The 17594-nt window shown below is 65.2% G+C and carries 17 protein-coding genes; 5 read left to right on the top strand and 12 right to left on the bottom strand.

Annotated features, from left to right (window positions below; genetic code table 11):
• Positions 1 to 65: 65 nt before the first annotated feature.
• The 3 genes from Sp245p_RS16180 to Sp245p_RS16170 all read left to right on the top strand — a co-directional run bounded on the left by Sp245p_RS16180 (position 66) and on the right by Sp245p_RS16170 (position 1800).
• Complete coding sequence (locus Sp245p_RS16180; RefSeq protein WP_014197152.1) at positions 66 to 527, top strand: hypothetical protein; 462 nt, start codon at positions 66 to 68, stop codon at positions 525 to 527.
• A gap of 100 nt (positions 528 to 627) precedes the next feature.
• Complete coding sequence (locus tag Sp245p_RS16175; RefSeq protein WP_014197151.1) at positions 628 to 1290, top strand: SRPBCC family protein; 663 nt, start codon at positions 628 to 630, stop codon at positions 1288 to 1290.
• A 129-nt stretch (positions 1291 to 1419) separates the two neighbouring features.
• On the top strand, positions 1420 to 1800 hold the full coding sequence (locus Sp245p_RS16170; RefSeq protein ID WP_014197150.1) for a c-type cytochrome: 381 nt from the start codon (positions 1420 to 1422) through the stop codon (positions 1798 to 1800).
• Between the two features lie 85 nt (positions 1801 to 1885).
• On the opposite strand, the gene pepN is transcribed toward Sp245p_RS16170, so the two are convergent.
• Positions 1886 to 4543: an aminopeptidase N gene (gene pepN, locus Sp245p_RS16165; RefSeq protein ID WP_014197149.1), complete on the bottom strand. Its 2658-nt coding sequence runs from the start codon at positions 4541 to 4543 to the stop codon at positions 1886 to 1888.
• Positions 4544 to 4963: 420 nt separating this feature from the next.
• On the opposite strand from pepN, the gene Sp245p_RS16160 reads away from it, so the two are divergent.
• Positions 4964 to 5878: a M48 family metallopeptidase gene (locus Sp245p_RS16160; protein WP_014197144.1), complete on the top strand. Its 915-nt coding sequence runs from the start codon at positions 4964 to 4966 to the stop codon at positions 5876 to 5878.
• A gap of 94 nt (positions 5879 to 5972) precedes the next feature.
• Here the strand turns inward: Sp245p_RS16160 and Sp245p_RS16155 are convergent, their stop codons facing one another.
• From Sp245p_RS16155 to Sp245p_RS16105, 11 genes are all read right to left on the bottom strand, one after another.
• Entirely contained in the window at positions 5973 to 6329 is a 357-nt protein-coding gene (locus Sp245p_RS16155) for a HesB/IscA family protein (RefSeq protein WP_014197143.1), read from the bottom strand.
• A gap of 16 nt (positions 6330 to 6345) precedes the next feature.
• Positions 6346 to 6753: an iron-sulfur cluster assembly protein gene (locus Sp245p_RS16150; RefSeq protein ID WP_014197142.1), complete on the bottom strand. Its 408-nt coding sequence runs from the start codon at positions 6751 to 6753 to the stop codon at positions 6346 to 6348.
• Positions 6754 to 6776: 23 nt separating this feature from the next.
• The gene (sufU, locus tag Sp245p_RS16145) at positions 6777 to 7244 is read right to left on the bottom strand and encodes a Fe-S cluster assembly sulfur transfer protein SufU (protein ID WP_014197141.1); all 468 of its coding nucleotides are present in this window, start codon (positions 7242 to 7244) and stop codon (positions 6777 to 6779) included.
• Positions 7241 to 8503, bottom strand: coding sequence for a cysteine desulfurase (locus Sp245p_RS16140; RefSeq protein WP_014197140.1), 1263 nt, complete (start codon positions 8501 to 8503; stop codon positions 7241 to 7243). The genes sufU and Sp245p_RS16140 overlap by 4 nt, the downstream gene beginning before the upstream one ends.
• Before the next feature lie 14 nt (positions 8504 to 8517).
• Complete coding sequence (gene sufD / locus Sp245p_RS16135; RefSeq protein WP_014197139.1) at positions 8518 to 9873, bottom strand: Fe-S cluster assembly protein SufD; 1356 nt, start codon at positions 9871 to 9873, stop codon at positions 8518 to 8520.
• Between the two features lie 2 nt (positions 9874 to 9875).
• Entirely contained in the window at positions 9876 to 10628 is a 753-nt protein-coding gene (sufC, locus tag Sp245p_RS16130) for a Fe-S cluster assembly ATPase SufC (RefSeq protein ID WP_014197138.1), read from the bottom strand.
• Between the two features lie 32 nt (positions 10629 to 10660).
• Positions 10661 to 12148, bottom strand: coding sequence for a Fe-S cluster assembly protein SufB (sufB, locus tag Sp245p_RS16125; RefSeq protein WP_014197137.1), 1488 nt, complete (start codon positions 12146 to 12148; stop codon positions 10661 to 10663).
• A gap of 49 nt (positions 12149 to 12197) precedes the next feature.
• Positions 12198 to 12680: an SUF system Fe-S cluster assembly regulator gene (locus Sp245p_RS16120; RefSeq protein ID WP_014197136.1), complete on the bottom strand. Its 483-nt coding sequence runs from the start codon at positions 12678 to 12680 to the stop codon at positions 12198 to 12200.
• Between the two features lie 274 nt (positions 12681 to 12954).
• A complete protein-coding gene (locus Sp245p_RS16115; protein WP_052584365.1) occupies positions 12955 to 13947 on the bottom strand; it encodes a hypothetical protein in 993 nt (330 codons plus the stop codon).
• 8 nt (positions 13948 to 13955) lie between these two features.
• Entirely contained in the window at positions 13956 to 14372 is a 417-nt protein-coding gene (locus tag Sp245p_RS16110) for a phage holin family protein (RefSeq protein WP_014197134.1), read from the bottom strand.
• Positions 14369 to 15322: a hypothetical protein gene (locus Sp245p_RS16105; RefSeq protein WP_014197133.1), complete on the bottom strand. Its 954-nt coding sequence runs from the start codon at positions 15320 to 15322 to the stop codon at positions 14369 to 14371. Before Sp245p_RS16105 ends, Sp245p_RS16110 begins: the two co-directional genes overlap by 4 nt.
• Positions 15323 to 15583: 261 nt before the next feature.
• Here Sp245p_RS16105 and Sp245p_RS35760 point away from each other — a divergent pair, with 261 nt between their 5' ends.
• Positions 15584 to 17014: a hypothetical protein gene (locus tag Sp245p_RS35760; protein WP_246119783.1), complete on the top strand. Its 1431-nt coding sequence runs from the start codon at positions 15584 to 15586 to the stop codon at positions 17012 to 17014.
• The last annotated feature ends 580 nt before the right edge of the window (positions 17015 to 17594 follow it).

Below are 17594 nucleotides of genomic sequence, written 5' to 3'. Positions count from 1 at the left end.
CGGGAACCGCAAGCGGCGGACGGGGTTGTGCCAGTCGTGCGATGCTGCATCGGAGGGGAATGGTCATGGCGGTTCGGCATGTCGGGACGGCAACGCTTCTGGGGCTGGCCGGGGCGCTCCTGGCCTCCTGCGCCACGGGGCCGGACCCGCAGATCGCCCGGCGCGCCCAGACCGAACTGGTCGGCATGCCGAAGGAACGGCTGCTCGCCTGCGCCGGGGTTCCGGCCCGGCAGGCCCAGGCCGGCGGCCGGGAATATTACACCTACGTCTCCGACCCCGGAGTGGCGATCAGCCCGCTCGGCGGCAGCAGCATCGGCGTCGGCGGTTTCGGAGGCGGCGGCTCCAGCGGCGTCGGCGTCGGATTGGGATTCGGGCTCCCGATCGGTTCCTCCTCCCCCGGCATGTGCGAGGCCACCTTCGTCCTGGGGCCGGACGGGGTCGTGGAGCAGGTGTCCTACCCGGGCAACGCCTCGCTGTCCGCCTGCACGCCGATCGTCCAGAACTGCGTGCCGCCTGCCCCGCGCTGAGCCGTCCCTTCCTGGCTGAAAGAGGGACTGTCGCCGGTTGCGGCCTTGCCGTATCGTCCGGCTATGGCTTGGCTGTAAAAAAGCAGGGGAGGACCACGTCATGGACATGAGCGGCAGCCAGCGCATCACGGCCCCGCGCGACAAGGTCTGGGCGGCGCTGAACGATCCGGACATCCTGCGCCAGTGCATTCCCGGCTGCGAGGAGGTGCAGAAGACCTCCGACACGGAATTCACCGCGAAAGTGGTCGCCAAGGTGGGACCGGTCAGCGCCAAGTTCTCCGGCAAGGTGACGTTGTCGGATCTCGACCCGCCCAACGGCTACACCATCACCGGCGAGGGCTCGGGCGGGGCCGCCGGCTTCGGCAAGGGCGGCGCCAAGGTCTCGCTGGAGCCGGACGGCGCGGCGGCGACGGTCCTGTCCTACACCGCGCACGCCACCGTCGGCGGCAAGCTGGCGCAGATCGGTTCGCGTCTGGTGGACGCCACGGCGCGCAAGATGGCGGATGATTTCTTCAACCGCTTCACCGCTGTGGTCGGCGGGCCGCAGCCTGAACCGGTCCCCGATCCGGTCGTGCAGACGGCCGCACAACCATCGGCGACGAGCGCGGCTGCCCCGCAACCGGTAACGCCCGCCGTGGCCGCCCCCGCCCCGGAAATCCCCATTCCGCTTCCCGCCGCCCGGGGGCGTGGCGGCTTTTACGTGCCTTGGGCGGCGCTGGTCGTTGTGGCTGTTCTTGTCCTTCTTCTGGCATGGATGAAATAACCCGTATTTGGTGTTTGTGCTGTGGGCGCGACACGTTGGGGGGTTGGCCTTAACCACAGAATGTGTATGCTGCGCCCGAACCTGCCGGCACCAGAACGCCGGCCTCATCCGGAAGGGGGAATCTGACCAATGAACAAGCATATCCTGGGCGCCGCCCTGATCGCCGGCATTGCCATGGGCGCGGGCGCCGCGCAGGCCGCTGACGCCGCCGCCGGTAAGGACGTCTTCAAGCAGTGCATGGCCTGCCACACCGCCGAGCAGGGCAAGAACAAGGTCGGCCCGTCGCTGTTCGGCGTCGTTGGCCGCCCGGCCGCCTCGATCGACGGCTTCAAGTACTCCAAGCCGATGCAGGAGAAGGCCGCCGGTGGTCTGACCTGGACCCCGGACAACCTGAAGGCCTACATCACCGCCCCGAAGGAAGTCGTTCCGGGTGGCACGATGGCCTTCGCCGGTATCAAGGACGCCGGCAAGGTGGACGATCTGGTCGCCTTCCTTGCCGAGCAGAAGTAAAGACGCCCGCGTTTCGGCGCGGGGGTACGGTTGGGCCGGAGGGGAAACCCTCCGGCCCTTTCCTTTTTCATCAGGCCTCTTCCAATCAGCCGGCCGCCTCCAGGCTCTTGCTCGCCACCTCGAAGACGTCCGGCGACAGGCCCGGCGTGGCGACGATGCGCTCCAGTTCGGCCTTCATCAGGGCGCGTCGCGGCGCGTCGTAGCGGCGCAGGCGCGAGAAGGGGCCGACCATGCGCGCCGCCACCTGTGGGTTCATCGGGTCGAGCCGCAGAACCTGATCGGCCAGGAAGCGATAGCCCGCCCCGCTGGTGTCGTGGAAGCGCACCGGGTTGCCGCCCGCGAAGCCGCCGATCAGGGCGTAGACCTTGTTCGGGTTGCGGATCTCGAAGGCGGGGTGGGCGAGCAGCGTCGTCACCCGTTCGAGGGCGTCGGGCCGGTGCGAGGTGGCCTGCACGCTGAACCACTTGTCGACCACCAGCGCCTCGCCCTTCCAGCGCTCGTAGAAGGCGGCGATGGCCTCGTCCCGCTCCGGCGCGTTGGAATTGCTGAGGAACTGCAGCGCCGCCATCACGTCGGTCATCGCCTGGGCGCCACGATACTGGCCGAGGCAGAGGCCGAGCGCCTCCTCGTCCTCCAGCGCCATGAGGTAGGCGAGGCACAGATTCTTCAGCGCGCGCCGGCCGATGGCTGCGGCGTCCACCGAGAAGGGCTCGTTGCCCGCGTTGCGGCGGTGCGTGTCGAGCCAGCCCGGCCGCAACGCCTCGGCCAGCCGGCGGCGGGCGAATTCGCGCACGGTGTGGATGGCGTCGGGGTCGATCACCTCCATCTGCGTGCCGAGGTAGCTCTCGGTCGGCAGCACCAGGGCCTGCGCGGCGAAGGCCGGGTCCTGGTCGGCTTCCTTGAGGATGGCGCCCACCGCGTCGATGAAGCTCTGGGGCAGCGCCAGCTCCCGCCCGGCCTGCCGGTCGGCGACGAGGGAGAGCAGCAGCCGGGTCGCCAGCGTCTGCCCGGCCTCCCAGCGGTTGAAGGCGTCGCTGTCGTTGGCCATCAGGAAGGTCAGGTCGCCGTCCGTCAGGTCGGCCCGCAGCTTCACCGGGGCAGAGAAGCCGCGCAGCAGCGACGGCACCGGGCGGGCGGGCACGTCGACAAAATCAAAGGTCTGCTCGGCCTGGGTGATGTGCAGGGTGCGGCTGGTTCCGGCGGCCTCGGCCTCGCCAGCGAGGCGCAGCGGCAGGTCCGCCCCGTCCGGACCGAGCAGCCCCATGACCAGCGGGATGTGCATCGGCTCCTTCACCGGCTGGCCGGGGGTGGGCGGCACGGTCTGCCGGACGGTCAGCCGGTAGGTCTTGGCCGCCTCGTCATAGGCGCCGGTGACGTCCAGTTCCGGCGTGCCGGCCTGCCGGTACCAGCGCTTGAACTGGGTCAGGTCCACCCCGGTGGCGTCGGACATCGCCGCGGCGAAGTCGTCGCAGGTGACGGCCTGCCCGTCGTGGCGCTGGAAATACAGGTCCATGCCCTTGCGGAAGCCCTGCGGCCCCAGCAGCGTGTGGTACATGCGGATGACTTCCGACCCCTTGTCGTAGACGGTGGGGGTGTAGAAGTTGTTGATCTCCACATAGCTGTCCGGGCGCACGGGGTGCGCCATGGCGCCGGAATCCTCGGGGAACTGCACGGTGCGCAGGCGCTGCACGTCGGCGATGCGCTTGACCGCCCGCGAGTTCATGTCGCTGGAGAATTCCTGGTCGCGGAAGACGGTCAGCCCTTCCTTCAACGACAGCTGGAACCAGTCGCGGCAGGTGACGCGGTTGCCGGTCCAGTTGTGGAAATACTCGTGCGCCACCACCGCCTCGATGCCGAGGAAGTCCTGGTCGGTGGCGGTCTCCGGCTTCGCCAGGATGTATTTCGTGTTGAAGACGTTGAGGGACTTGTTCTCCATCGCCCCCATGTTGAAGTCGCCGACTGCGACGATGTTGAAGATGTCCAGGTCGTATTCCAGGCCGAACACCTCCTCGTCCCAGCGCATCGACTTGATGAGGGAGCGCATGGCGTGGTCGACCTTGTCCTCGTTCCCCGGCTCGACATAGATGCGCAGGGTCACGTCGCGGCCGGACGCGGTGCGGAAGCGGTCCTCCTGGTGCACCAGCGTGCCGGCGACCAGGGCGAACAGGTAGCAGGGCTTGGGGAAGGGGTCCTCCCACACCGCGCGGTGGCGCCCGTCGGGCAGGTCGCCGGATTCGATGAGATTGCCGTTGGACAGCAGCACCGGATAGCGCGCCTTGTCCGCGGTGATCGTGGTGGTGTAGCGGGCCATCACGTCGGGCCGGTCGGCGAAATAGGTGATCTTGCGGAAGCCCTCCGCCTCGCACTGGGTGCAGAAGTTGCCGGAGGACTTGTAGAGCCCCTCCAGCGCGGTGTTCTCCTGCGGCTTGATGCGGACGACGGTTTCCAGCGTGAAAGTCTCCGGCACGCTGTGGACGGTCAGATGGTCCGGCGTGACGGTGTAGTCGGCATCGCCCAGCGGCTGGCCATTCAGCGCCACGGACACCAGCTCCAGCCGCTGCCCGTCCAGAGTCAGCGGCAGCGCCGCCGCGTCGTCGCGCGCCGGGTTGCGCCGCAGCCCGAGCTGCGCGCGGACCGTGGTCACGTCCTCGCCGAGGTCGAAGAACAGATCGACCGTGTCGATCAGATGCGCGGGCGGGCGGTAGTCCTGCAGGCGGATGGCCTTGGGCGTGCCTTTGTCCATGGGGCTTTTCTCTAACCTTGTTTTGGCCGTGTCGGCGTCGCGGGGACAGACTCTAGCATGGAGAGTGGGGACGTGGAGGGGTTCTGGACAAGAGCCGATCGCCTTTGTTTTCTATAAATCGGTGCTGTGTGGTGCTCGTCCTGTTGATGGAAAAACGCAATGATCCGCGCATCGGTCGCGCATGATCCTCTTGCTTCAAATAATAATACTCTGATAGTGCGTTATTAAAAAAATACTTTCTGGCGCCTTCGTGAAATTTTAGAGTTTTCAAAAAATAAGTATTTCATAATTTTAGATTGCTATTAATATGATTTCATAAAATCAAATGTTGAATAACGCAATCGTATGCATTTTAGTTTGTATTGATTCGTTGTTTTTGTTGGTATATTTTTTCAACGAATCACTGAATGGAGGATTATTATGGTCAGTGCGGCGAGTTCTGATTCGTACGTATTTAATCCAAAGGATCACACCCATCATGGTTTAAATTTTCGTTTCGCTATAGCAACAATTGGAGTTCTTCCGGCTTTTTTGACGCTCGGATATTTTGCTTTTAATTTACCACAAATGTTTATTTTTCTTCTCATCTATATTGGGTTTCTGGTGGCAGTTATATGGTTCTGCTTGGAGTTGATGAGGGCGGTGTTGATTGGAAATTCAGTGCGCGTCGGTTCTGGGAATTTTCCAGAAATTGAAGCCATTTTAGAAGAAGTCAAGAAAAAGATTAAATATTCAAAAGATATCGAGATCTACATAGTCGAGGGTGGTTCTGTTAATATGTTTTTGTATAGATTTTTTAGAACTAAATTTATTGTCATCAACTCAGCATTCGTGGAATCTTGTGAATCTTCAAAAAACTACAGAGACATAGAGTGGTCTATAGCTCGTTTTGTCGGATATATGAAAGTAAAGAGAGATCATTATTTTCCAATTCTTGATGAGCTTATGAGTACAATAAAAAATATTCCCTTGTTCAATCTCTTTATTTTGCCATACGAGCGCTGCATCGTCTATTCTGGTGATCAAATCGGACTTGCGGTGTGCGGCAGCTTAGAAAGCTCCATCGTTGGCCTCGAAAAACTGCTTATTGGAAAGACGCTTTACACAAAAGTAACGAACGACACATTTATCAATCAAGCCAATCGGTTAAATGGGAGCATTTTTGCTAAAATCGCTCGATTTTTTTCAGAATTTCCATTTTTGACGGACCGCTATCTGAACTTGATGGCTTTCAGCAGGGAGTTTCGTCGCGATCAATATCTTGAGTTCGTTAGGAGCAACAAGATGAACGCTGACCTGCTTCTCTACGCTCTGGAAAATCGTCACGGTTCTTGATCTTCATCGGTGCCGGTGGCTGAATGCCTTCCGACGTCGAGCAACAAGGGTGGGTCCATTGCATGATGCCCGCCCTTGTCACCGGAACATAAAGTCAAACGTGAAAGCTCTCGCCGCAGCCGCAGCGGCCCTTCTCGTTCGGGTTCTTGAAGACGAAGCCGGTCTGGAACTTGTCGTCGACGTAGTCCATCTCGCTGCCGATCAGGAACATCACGGCGGCAGGGTCGATCAGGACGGTGACGCCCTTGTCCTCCACCACCTCGTCGAACTTCATCTTTTCCTTGGCGTACTGCACGTCGTAGCTGAGGCCGGAGCAGCCCTTCGCCTTCACGCCGATGCGCAGGCCGATGTAGTCGTCGGTCGCCTTGGCCATCAGCATCCGCACGCGCTCCGCGGCGGCGTCGGTGATGGAAAGGGCCTTGGGGAGAGAAGCCGTAGAAGCCGTGGCCATGGGGATCTTCGCCTCCTTAAAACATATCCAGTTGGACCCGCGCGACCTCGGACATCATGTCCTGGCGCCAGGGCGGTTCCCAAACCAGTTCCACCTTGCATGTGGTGACGTCCTCGACGGACTCAACCGCCTGCTGAACCTGCATCGGCAGTTCGCCGGCCACCGGGCACATCGGGCTGGTCAGGGTCATGTCGATCTCGACCTCGTTGTTCGGGCCGATGTCGACGCGGTAGATCAGGCCCAGCTCCCAGATGTCCACGGGGATTTCCGGGTCGTAGCAGCTCTTCAGCGCCGAGATCACCGCCTCGCTCAGCGCGGCGCGCGGGTCGTAGGCGGCCTTAGCCGCTGCCATGTCCGCTTCGGTCTGGTTCATCGGCTTGGCCTCCGCGGCGTCGGCTTCCTTGGAGATCGCGTCATCGGGCATCGCGTTTCACCGTTTCCTGCAACTTACTCGCTGCTCGCCTTGTCCTCGCCTTCGATGGCCGCGTTCATCGCGTGCCAGGCGAGGGTGGCGCATTTCACGCGCACCGGGAACTGACGGACGCCGGACAGCACCATCAGCCGTTCCATGGCGTCCTCGTCCACCGGGCCGTGGTCGCCGTGGTCGTGGTCGTCCTTGGTGCAGAGGTCGTGGAAGGTCTCGAACAGGGCCTTGGCCTCCGCCTCGGTCTTGCCCTTGACCACCTCGGTCATCATGGACGCGCTGGCGGTGGAGATGGCGCAGCCGCGGCCCTGAAAGGCCACATCCTCGACCACCCCGTCCTTCAGCTTCAGATAGACCATGAAGCGGTCACCGCACATGGGGTTCTCGCCCTTGGCCTCCCGGTTGGCATCGTCGGGATGCCGGAAGTTCCGGGGGTTCTTGCCGTGGTCCAGGATCACTTCCTGGTACAGCTCGCGCAGTTCGTCCATCATGCTCCGAAGAACTCCTTCACCGCGATCACCGATTCGACCAGAGCGTCGGCTTCCGCCCGCGTGTTGTAAAGGGCGAAGCTGGCCCGCGCCGTGGCGCCGACCCCGAAACGCTCCATCAGCGGCTCCGCGCAGTGGCGGCCGACGCGGACGGCGACGCCGTACTGGTCCACGATGGTGCCGAGGTCGTGCGGGTGCACGCCCTCCAGCGTGAAGGAGATGATCGGACCCTTGCCCGGCGCGGTGCCGTAGACGCGCAGGCCGTCGACCTGGGAAAGCTGCTGCGTGGCGTATTGGAGCAGGTCGTGCTCGTGCGCCGCGATGGCCTCGCGGCCCAGGGACTCCATGTAATCCAGCGCCACGCCCAGCCCGATCACCTCGGTGATCGCCGGGGTGCCGGCCTCGAAGCGGGCCGGCGGGGCCTTGAAGGTGGTGCCTTCGAAGCTGACGCTCTCGATCATGTCGCCGCCGCCCTGGTAGGGGGGCATCTTCTTCAGCAGATCGTATTTGCCGTAGAGAACGCCAGTCCCGGTCGGGCCGTACAGCTTGTGGCCGGTCATGATGTAGAAATCGGCGTCGATGTCCTGCACATCCACCACACCGTGCACCGCGGCCTGGCTGCCGTCGAACAGCACCGGCACGCCGCGCTCGTGCGCCATGCGGGCGATGATCTTGGCCGGCGTCACCGTGCCCAGCACGTTGGAGCAGTGGGTCATCGCCACCAGCTTCGTGCGGTCGGACAGCAGGTCCTCGAAGGCGTTCAGGTCCAGCACGCCGTGCTCGTCCACCGGGACGACGCGGATGCGGATGCCCTTGTCCATCTGGAGGAGCTGCCACGGCACGATGTTGGCGTGGTGCTCCATGACCGAGACGATGATCTCGTCGCCTTCCGACAGGAAGGTCCGGCCATAGCTGTGGGCGACGAGGTTGACGGCCTCGGTCGCGCTGCGGGTGAAGACGATGTTGCGCTCCGACGGGGCGTTCAGGAAGCGGGCAACCTTGCGGCGGGCCTCCTCGAACTGGTCGGTCGCGGTCTGCGACAGGAAATGGACGCCCCGGTGGATGTTGGAATAATCCTCCTCCAGGAAGCGGGTCATGGCGTCGATGACCTGCCGCGGCTTCTGCGCGGAGGCGGCGCTGTCCAGATAGACGAGCGGCTTGCCGGGCTTGCCCTTCCGCTCGTGCACGGTGCGCGACAGGATGGGGAAGTCGGCGCGGACGCGCTCCACATCGAAGGTGGGGAGGGTGATCTGGGTGTCCATATCCGGGTCCCTCCTCAGCGCGCGTTCTGCCAGTCGGCGACGTAGCTCTGGAAGGCGTCGCGGACGCTCTCCTCGGCAATCTCCCCCAGCGCTTCGGACAAAAAGGCGCCGATCAGCAGGCCGCGGGCGGCCGCCTTGTCGATGCCGCGGGCGCGCAGGTAGAAGAGCTGGTCGTCGTCCAGTTCGCCCACCGTGGCGCCGTGGCTGCACTTCACGTCGTCGGCGTAGATCTCCAACTCCGGCTTGGCGTCGATCTCCGCGGTGTCGGAGAGCAGGAGCGCGCGGTTCTGCTGGTAGCCATCGGTCTTCTGCGCGTTGGGGCGCACGATGATCTTGCCCTGGAAGACGGCGCGGGCCTGATCGTCGATCACGCCCTTGTAGACCTCGCGGCTGGTGCAGCAGGGCTTGGCGTGGTCGATGAAGGTCGTGGTGTCGACATGCTGGCCGCCGCGCACCATGTAGGCGCCGCTGACATGCGTGTCGCCTTCCTCGCCGTCGAGGACGCTGTTCACCTCGTTGCGCGACAGCTTGGCGCCGATGGTCAGGATGAAATTATCGTACACGCCCTTGCCGGCCACCTTCGCCGCGGTGTGCGACAGGTGGAAGGACTCCGCGTGCTCTCGCTGGACCTTGTAGTGGTGGACCAACGCGCCCTCGCCGACGAAGACCTCGGTCACGCCGTTCGACAGGGTGGTGCAGGAGCCCAGGCCCACGTGATGCTCGACGATCACGGCGCGGGACTCCGCCTCCGCGACGATCAGGCCGCGCGGGTGGAAGGCGGTGGGCTGCGCCTCGGAGCCGACGGAGACGAAGACCAGCTCGATGGTCTCCTCCACCGTGACGCCGCGCGGCACATGCAGCACCGGGCCATCCGCCAGGAAGGCGGTGTTCAGCGCGACCAGCGGCTGATCGTCGGGGGCGGCGATGCGGCCCAGATGCTCGGCCACCAGATCGGGCTTGCGCGCCAGGGCGTCGGCGAGGTTCAGCAGCTCGACCCCGGCCGGCAGCCCGGCGGTGGAGGACAGCTCCGCCCGGAAGCGTCCGTCGACGAAGACCAGCCGCGGGCCGGTCGTGCCGTCCGTGCGGACGGTCGGCAGCACGTCGAAGCGGACGGTGTCGCCGGTCCCGGCCGCCGGCTGGAAGGCCAGCTTGTCGAGCGCGCGCAGGTTGGTGTAGCGCCAGGACTCGTTCTTGACGGTCGGCAGGCCGAGCGCGGCGAAGCGGTGATGTCCCTGGCTGCGCAGGTCGTTCAGCCAGGACAGGCCGGCGCCGGGCAGGCCGTCCTTGACCCGGTCGAACTGCTCCAGGAAGGGCTTGGCCGCCGCCGGGTCGTAGCCCCGCGGCGCTTTGGTGAGGGTTGTCGTCGCCATGGTCAGGCCGCCTCGTTCACGCCGAACTCGGCGTAGCCGTTCTTCTCCAGCTCCAGCGCCAGTTCCTTGCCGCCGGAGCGCTGGATCTTGCCGAAGGCCAGCACATGGACATGGTCCGGCACGATGTAGTCGAGCAGGCGCTGGTAGTGGGTGATGACCAGCATCGACCGCTCTGGCGAGCGGAGCGCGTTCACGCCCTCGGCGACGATCTTCAGCGCGTCGATGTCCAGGCCGCTGTCCGTCTCGTCGAGGATGGCGAACTTCGGCTGGAGGACGGCCATCTGGAGCGTCTCGTTGCGCTTCTTCTCGCCGCCCGAAAAGCCGACGTTGACCGCGCGCTTCAGCATCTCGTCGGTCATGCTCAGCGCCTTGGTCTTCTCGCGCACCAGCTTCAGGAACTGCATGGCGTCCAGCTCCGGCTCGCCGCGCTGCTTGCGGATGGCGTTCAGGGCGGACTTCAGGAAGGTGGTGTTGGCGACGCCGGGGATCTCGACCGGGTACTGGAAGGCCAGGAACAGGCCGGCGGCGGCGCGCTCCTCCGGCTCCATCTCCAGCAGGTCCTTGCCGAAGAAGCTCACCGAGCCCTCGGTGATCTCATAGCCTTCGCGGCCGGCCAGCACGTAGCTGAGCGTGCTCTTGCCCGAGCCGTTCGGCCCCATGATGGCGTGCACCTCGCCCGGGTTGATCGTCAGGTCGATGCCCTTGAGGATTTCCTTGCCGTCCACCGTGGCGTGCAGGTTCTTGATCTCGATCATCGTTTCTTCTTCCTTCGCGATACGGTGGGCGGTCAGCCGACGCTGCCTTCGAGGCTGATGCCGACGAGCTTCTGGGCTTCCACGGCGAATTCCATGGGCAGCTCCTTCAGCACTTCCTTGCAGAAGCCGTTGACGATCAGCGACACGGCGTCCTCTTCCGACAGGCCGCGCTGGCGGCAGTAGAACAGCTGATCCTCGCTGATCTTGGCGGTCGTCGCCTCGTGCTCGACGCGGGCGGTGCGGTTGCGGTTCTCGATGTAGGGCACCGTGTGGGCGCCGCACTGGTCGCCGATCAGCAGGCTGTCGCACTGGGTGTGGTTGCGCGCACCCTCCGCCTTCGGCAGGATCTTCACCAGCCCGCGGTAGGTCTGCTGCGCACGCCCGGCGGAGATGCCCTTCGACACGATGGTCGAGCGGGTGTTCTTGCCGATGTGGATCATCTTGGTGCCGGTGTCGGCCTGCTGGAAGTTGTTGGTGATGGCGACCGAATAGAACTCGCCCACCGAATTGTCGCCCTGCAGGATGCAGCTCGGGTACTTCCAGGTGATGGCGGAACCGGTCTCCACCTGGGTCCAGGAGATCTTGGAGTTGCGGCCGCGGCAGGCGCCGCGCTTCGTCACGAAGTTGTAGATGCCGCCGACGCCCTCCGCGTTGCCGGGATACCAGTTCTGGACCGTCGAGTATTTGATCTGCGCGTCGTCCAGCGCCACCAGCTCGACCACCGCGGCGTGCAGCTGGTTCTCGTCACGCTGCGGCGCCGTGCAGCCTTCCAGATAGCTGACGTAGCTGCCCTCGTCGGCGATGATCAGCGTCCGCTCGAACTGGCCGGTGTTGGCCTGGTTGATGCGGAAGTAGGTGGACAGCTCCATCGGGCAGCGCACGCCCTTCGGGATGTAGACGAAGCTGCCGTCGGTGAAGACCGCGCAGTTCAGCGTCGCGTAGAAATTGTCGGTGTAGGGCACGACCGAGCCGAGATACTTCTGGACCAGCTCCGGACACTTGTGCACGGCCTCGGAGATCGCGCAGAAGATGATGCCCATCTCCTCCAGCTTGGCCTTGAAGGTGGTCGCGACCGACACGCTGTCGAACACGGCGTCCACGGCGATGGCCGGGCTCTTGCCCTCGGCCCCCTCGACGCCGGCCAGGATCTCCTGCTCGCGCAGCGGGATGCCCAGCTTCTCGTAGGTCTTCAGCAGTTCAGGATCGACCTCGTCCAGAGACTTTGGGCGATCCTTCATCTTGGGCGCGGCGTAGTAGTGCGCGTCCTGATAGTCGATCGGCGGGAAGGACAGCTTCGCCCAGTGGCGCGGCTCCTCCATTTCCTGCCAGACGCGGAACGCCTTCAGGCGCCATTCGAGAAGCCATTCCGGCTCCTCCTTCTTGGCGGAGATGAAGCGGACGATGTCCTCGTTCAGGCCCTTGGGTGCGACATCCGATTCGATGTCCGTCGTGAAGCCGTACTTGTACTTCTGCTCCGTGACGGCGCGGACCTGTTCGACGGTTTCGGTCGTGGCGGCCATGCTTGTCTCTCGTTCCCTGAAAGCGTTGTCCGATGAAGGCGCCGAAACGTCAGACGGCGGCGCGCCGTGCCGGGCTGGGGCCGGCTCCAATCTTGTCGAGCGGACCGGGTGGGCCCTCCGCCCAGGCGGGCGGTCCCATCATGTCGGCCAGCGTCACCTGTTCGAGCGCGCCGCGGATGGCACTGTTGACCTTCTCCCAGCCGCCGCGCATCGGGCACAGGCGCTGCACGCCGCACTGGCTGTCGCCGCCCTCGACACAGGCGGTCAGCGCGATCGGGCCGTCGAGCGCCGTGATGATCTCGGCGATAGAGATTGCATCGGCGGCGCGGCTGAGCGCATAACCACCGGCGGCGCCGCGGTGCGAGGTCGTGAGGCCCGCCGGGGTCAGCGTCTTCATGAGCTTGGCGACCGTGGGGGAGGGCACGCCCGTGCGCTCCGCCAGATGGGAGACGGTGTGAACCGTGCCCACATGGCGCGCCATTTCGCTCATCACGACGATGGCGTAGTCGGTCAGCTTGCTCAGCCGGATCATGACCACCCCGATACAGGACTAAATTGGTCCTGATTAAGTGGCCATCATAGGACCTTTGTCAAGCGGAACCGGAGCGGGATAACCGGGAAAAACACTCGGGTATAAGGATGGCAGGCCTGCGCCCGGCGCACGCTGCGGCGAACTGTCGCGGATGGTCTCCACCCACGGGAAACCCTGCGCTGCGGTCGGACAACGAAAAACCGGCCCCGCGGTAGAGGCCGCGGGGCCGGTGCAGTCAGCGTGGAACCCGAAGGGAGCCGAGGGGGAAGCCGGATCAGCCCGGCTTGCGCGCCTCTTCCCGGGCCGCGTCGCTGGCGGCGCTCACCGCGTCGCCGACCTCTTCCTTGGCGGCTTCAACCGCCGCGCGGGCGGCGCGGGTGCCGCGGTCCATGGCGTCGAGGGCCATTTCCTTGGCGCGGTTCGTCGCCTCGTCGGCGTAGTCGCCGACCCAGCGGTCCTCATAGCGCGACGACGGGATGCTGGCGCCGAGCGCGGCGCCGAGCGCGACGCCCATCATGCCGGCCACCACCGGGTGGTCGTCCACCATCTCCCAGAAACGTCCGGTCGCGCTGTGCAGCCGGTCCGACGCCCGGAAATGGCTGGCGCCGCCATGGTTGCCCCCATGGTTGCCGATGTGGCTGTCCACGCGGCTGCTCATGTCCCGGCGCATGTCTTGCGCCCGGTCACGGGCTTGATCGGTCAGCCCGCGCACGCGGTCGCCGGCCTCGTCCACGGCGTCGCTCGCGCGCTCGTAGACGTGGCTTGCGGCATCGCTGGCGCGCTCGTAGGCGTGGCTGGCCGCCTCGCGCACGGTGCCGCCGGCGTTGTAGAAGGTGTCGCGGGCGTATTGCGCGGCGCTGCCGGCGCGGTCGCGGACGTTGTGCATCGCGCCGCTGCGCGCGATGCGCCGGTCGTAGCCCGAGGCGGTGAGGGCCAGCCAGCCCAGACCGATGCCGATCATGGCGAGCGGGATCGGGTTGCTGCGCATGGTCTCGCCGACCGAGTGGGACCGCTGGTGGGACTGGTTGCGGATCGGCTCGTAATAGCGGTCCTGGGCGCGTTCGCCGTAGCCGCCGGTGGTGGTGTGCATCCGGTTCATGGTCTGCTCCATCAGGTGACGGGGAGCGAGCCGCGCGGTCTTTCGCTTCAGGACCTGGATCGTGTCGCCGATCCGGGCCTGGCGTTCGCGGATCTCCCGTTGCATCGCGTCGTAATCGCGGGGCGTTTCGCGCCCCTTCTCACCGCCGTTCCTTGACCCTTCGCTCATTGGGCCGCTCATCGGGCAAGCTGGGAGCGGGCCCAGCGCTTGTCGTCACGCAGCGTTTCGATGGTGCGCTGCGGCTGGAGATTCTCCGGACTGAGCCGCTTTTTGCCGATCATCGCCAGCACGCCGCCGATGACGAGCACGACGACCCCGACGATGACGGCGGCCAGCCAGGGCTCGACCACCTTCGACAGGGCCAGCACCGCCGCGGCCAGCAGAACCAGGACGCCGGCGAAGGCGATCAGGCCGCCGGTGACGACATAAGCCGCTCCGCCCGCCGCCTGTCCGGCCTTCTCGGTCAGTTCGGCCTTGGCCAGTTCGATCTCGGTGCGGGCGAGGTTGGTGGTCTCCCGCGCCAGATCGGCGAACAGGCCGGCGATGGGACGGTCTTGCCGCGGATCGTAGGAACGGTCCTCCGCAGCGCTCATGGTTTGATCCCCTGGATCGGGTTGTTGCCGGGCACCGGCTTGGACTCGGTGGTGCTGCCCTGTGTGGAACCGGGCGTGGTTCCGGCGACCATCTCAGCGGCGTCGCGGGTGCGGGCGGCGGTGGTCGCCGCGGTGGCGGTGTTCAGCGGACGCGGGCTCTCCTGGTTGCGGCCGATTCCGCCGCCGGCCGACGTTATGGCCGTCGCCGACGTCATGCCGGACGACAGGCCGGACCTCGGCCGCGCCGCGCCGGGGCCTTCCGTGGAGGTCGCGCCGCCGATGCCGCCGGTTCCGGTCCGGCGACGGCCGGCGAGATCATGGTCCGTGCGCAGAGCCTCCTGTCCGGCGCGGTCGGCGCCGCGCAGGCCGAAGTCACGGTAGTCGTGATGGTCCTGGTCACGACCGCTGTAGCCGCGGTCGTGCCGGGCGTAGCCACCGGTCAGGTGCGACGACGATGCGCCGCGAAACCGCCGTTCGCCGGAGCTTTTGACGAAGCGGGCGAACAGGAAGCCGACGGCAAAGGCGGCGCCGACGAAGACCTCCGGCTGACGCCGCGCGAAACGCTCCACCTGGCCGACCATGTCGTCCACGGTTGAGTTGCGCAGCATGTCGGCAACCCGCTCCACCCGGTCGGCGGCCTGTCCGGCGTAATGGGCGGCGGTTCCGTTGTTTTCCTCGTTCAGCTGTTCCGCAGCCTTGTGCAGCGCGTTGGCGACGCTGCCCAGCTGGTCGGCGGCGCGGTCCGTCTGCGTTTCCAGAAGCGAACGGATGCGGCCCTGGGCGGCGCCGAGAGTGTCACGGCCGGCATCGGCTGCTTCGCCGGCCATACGGTTCAAGTCGTCCGAGGAACCCCGGTTCTGCGAACGATCGTTGCCCAATCCACTGTTCGCCATCGGGTCCGGCGTCTTGCGGTTCGGTTCGCCGGTGCCCAACGTATCGCGGTCTGCCATGTGTTTTCCTCCTCGGGGTCGGCTGCGGATGTGTTCCGGCCCGCAGCCTGCGGCAATTCGCCGCGCTCTGCGGCGTCCGATGTCGGGAATCAAACACCCTCATGGGCATCGGAGTTCCGGGGTGTGTATTGCGTTCCTGCGCAGCAACGCCGGGTTGCCGGCGCCGATTCCGTCACTGCTGTCGGAATTGGACGGATTGCGAAAGTGTGCTAAACTTCTCCGCGAATTCGCGAAGGTTCCAATGAACCGGAGGAGGCGGCCGTGAACGGCATTTTTTCCGCTCTGACCAACGGCCAGAACAGCCTTTTCCAGCTCCAGAAGGCCAAGAAGGACTGGGAGCGGGCATTGGAGGCCATGGAGGGCAAGGACGCCAAGCAGGTCCTGGCCGAGAAGGCCGACCAAGCGAAGCTGCCCTTCACCATGACCCCGGAGCAGCAGAAGAATTTCACCGCCGTCGTCAACGCTCTGGAGGAGGCCAAGCGTGTCGGTGGACCGAAGGCCGTCGCCGCGCAAAGGCTGGAGGAGGTCGAGCGCAAGATCGACGAACTCAAGATGATGATGCGCCACAACCAGGGCGACCGGGAAAAGCTGGTGCAGCTGGCGCGGGAAGCCGCGATCCTCGCCAAGCAGGCCGGACGGGCGGCGAAGGAATATGGCGCCGGCGTGGCCGCCGCGGCGGAGATGGGGCTTCCCGGCGGGGCGGGGGCGCCGTCCATCGGTGGCATCACCATCGAGCGGACGACCACCCGCACCTCCATCACCATGGTTCAGACGGAAATTGCCGTCGATGTGAGGGTGACGATCCGCGGCGACGGCGCGACGGCTGAGGGCGCCATGGCCGAAGGGGCGCCGCAGGAGACGCCGGCGGACCCGCCAGCCCCGCCGCTGCCGACAGACGCTGTGGCCGCCGGCGGCACAAGCGCGGCTGAGGATATGGCGGCCGGCGAAGAGGCGGCGGAGGATGGAGAGGCGCGTGCCGCCGAGGCCGTCGCGACGGAAGCCGCCGGTCTGGCCGGGCAGGCCACGGCCCAGGGCGTCGCTCCGGATGGCAAGCCCCTGTCGGACGGCAAGTCCGCCACTGGAACGGCGGCCGAGAAGACGGAAGAAGAAAAGGACAGGGCCGAAGGGAAAACCGACGAGGAAGCCAAGGACGGGCAGGAAACCGACCTTGAGCAGCTGATGAAGGACGTGGCGCCCAGCCTCAACGCCACACCCAATGCCCCGCCGGGCGACCGGATCCGCAACTACATCCAGCGGATGATGGCCGACAACGATCTGAAGATGTCACGCTACCGCGAGGCCGACGAGTTCGGGCGCCGGGTGGAGGCGGTCCTCGCCGAGGCGAAGTCGATCATCGCCGAAGCAAAGGCCGCCAACGAGCTGGATCAGGCTGAAGAGCGGCGCAAGGCGCGGCGGGAATCCTTCAAGGATTACGACAAAATTGTCGAAGAGGCGCAGGACAACGTCAACGAACTGCGTCAGGCCGCCTTCGGGTCCGGCACGATGCTGAAGGATTTCGTGGAGGCCATGACCACCCCGGACGGCACGGACGCCACGGGCGGCGATTCCAGCGAGCCGGACGGCACCGCCGGGGAGGCAGCAATCATGCCCACGGCGGAGAGCCTGGCGGCGCTCGGCGGGACGGATCTCGGGGTGCCTTCCCTGTCTGGTTCGGTCAATCTGCTCGCGTGAGAGCTTCGGTGCGCCGAAGCTCAGGGCACCCCCTTCGTACGCGTTGGGTGATCCCCTTCGGCAGTATCGCCATCTGGGTAACCCAGCCCATTTCGCAGTCCAAGCGGTCTTGACGACGGTCTCCGGCGGGCGCAGGATGGTCGGCGTGAAGGTTGATGCTCGAAAAGCATTGTACGCACAGTGCCGACCGGCGGTAACGACGGTCGGATAGAAGGCTGGAGTTCAAGCGGCAACATCCTGTGAGACGCCTGTGCGGCGCTCTCATCTTACCGATACTGTTGCCCGTCCGGCTGACCGGCGGTGGAGCCATACCCGGGTGGCTCCGCCGCCGATTGTTTTTGGGGCTCTTTTTCGCCCTTTCCTTTTCCCTTCCCAGCCGCCGGTTTTCGCGCCCATGGGCGCATGGTGCCACGCGCCGTGCGAAAGAGCTCCCCGCGCTTTTCCCGTCAGAGGATAAGCCAAAGGGAAGTGTGGGTATTTGAGGCGATCGGCCCCCTCCCATCTAACCTCCAAATAGGCAAATTAGTTCGAAATCCGACCTATCGATAGGAGTAGGAACAAAAATTGGCCGCAAATGTGC

This window comes from Azospirillum baldaniorum (assembly GCF_003119195.2).
GTDB lineage: Bacteria > Pseudomonadota > Alphaproteobacteria > Azospirillales > Azospirillaceae > Azospirillum > Azospirillum baldaniorum.
The sequence above is the reverse complement of the archived record's forward strand: the minus strand, read 5'-3'. Positions and strand labels throughout refer to the sequence as shown.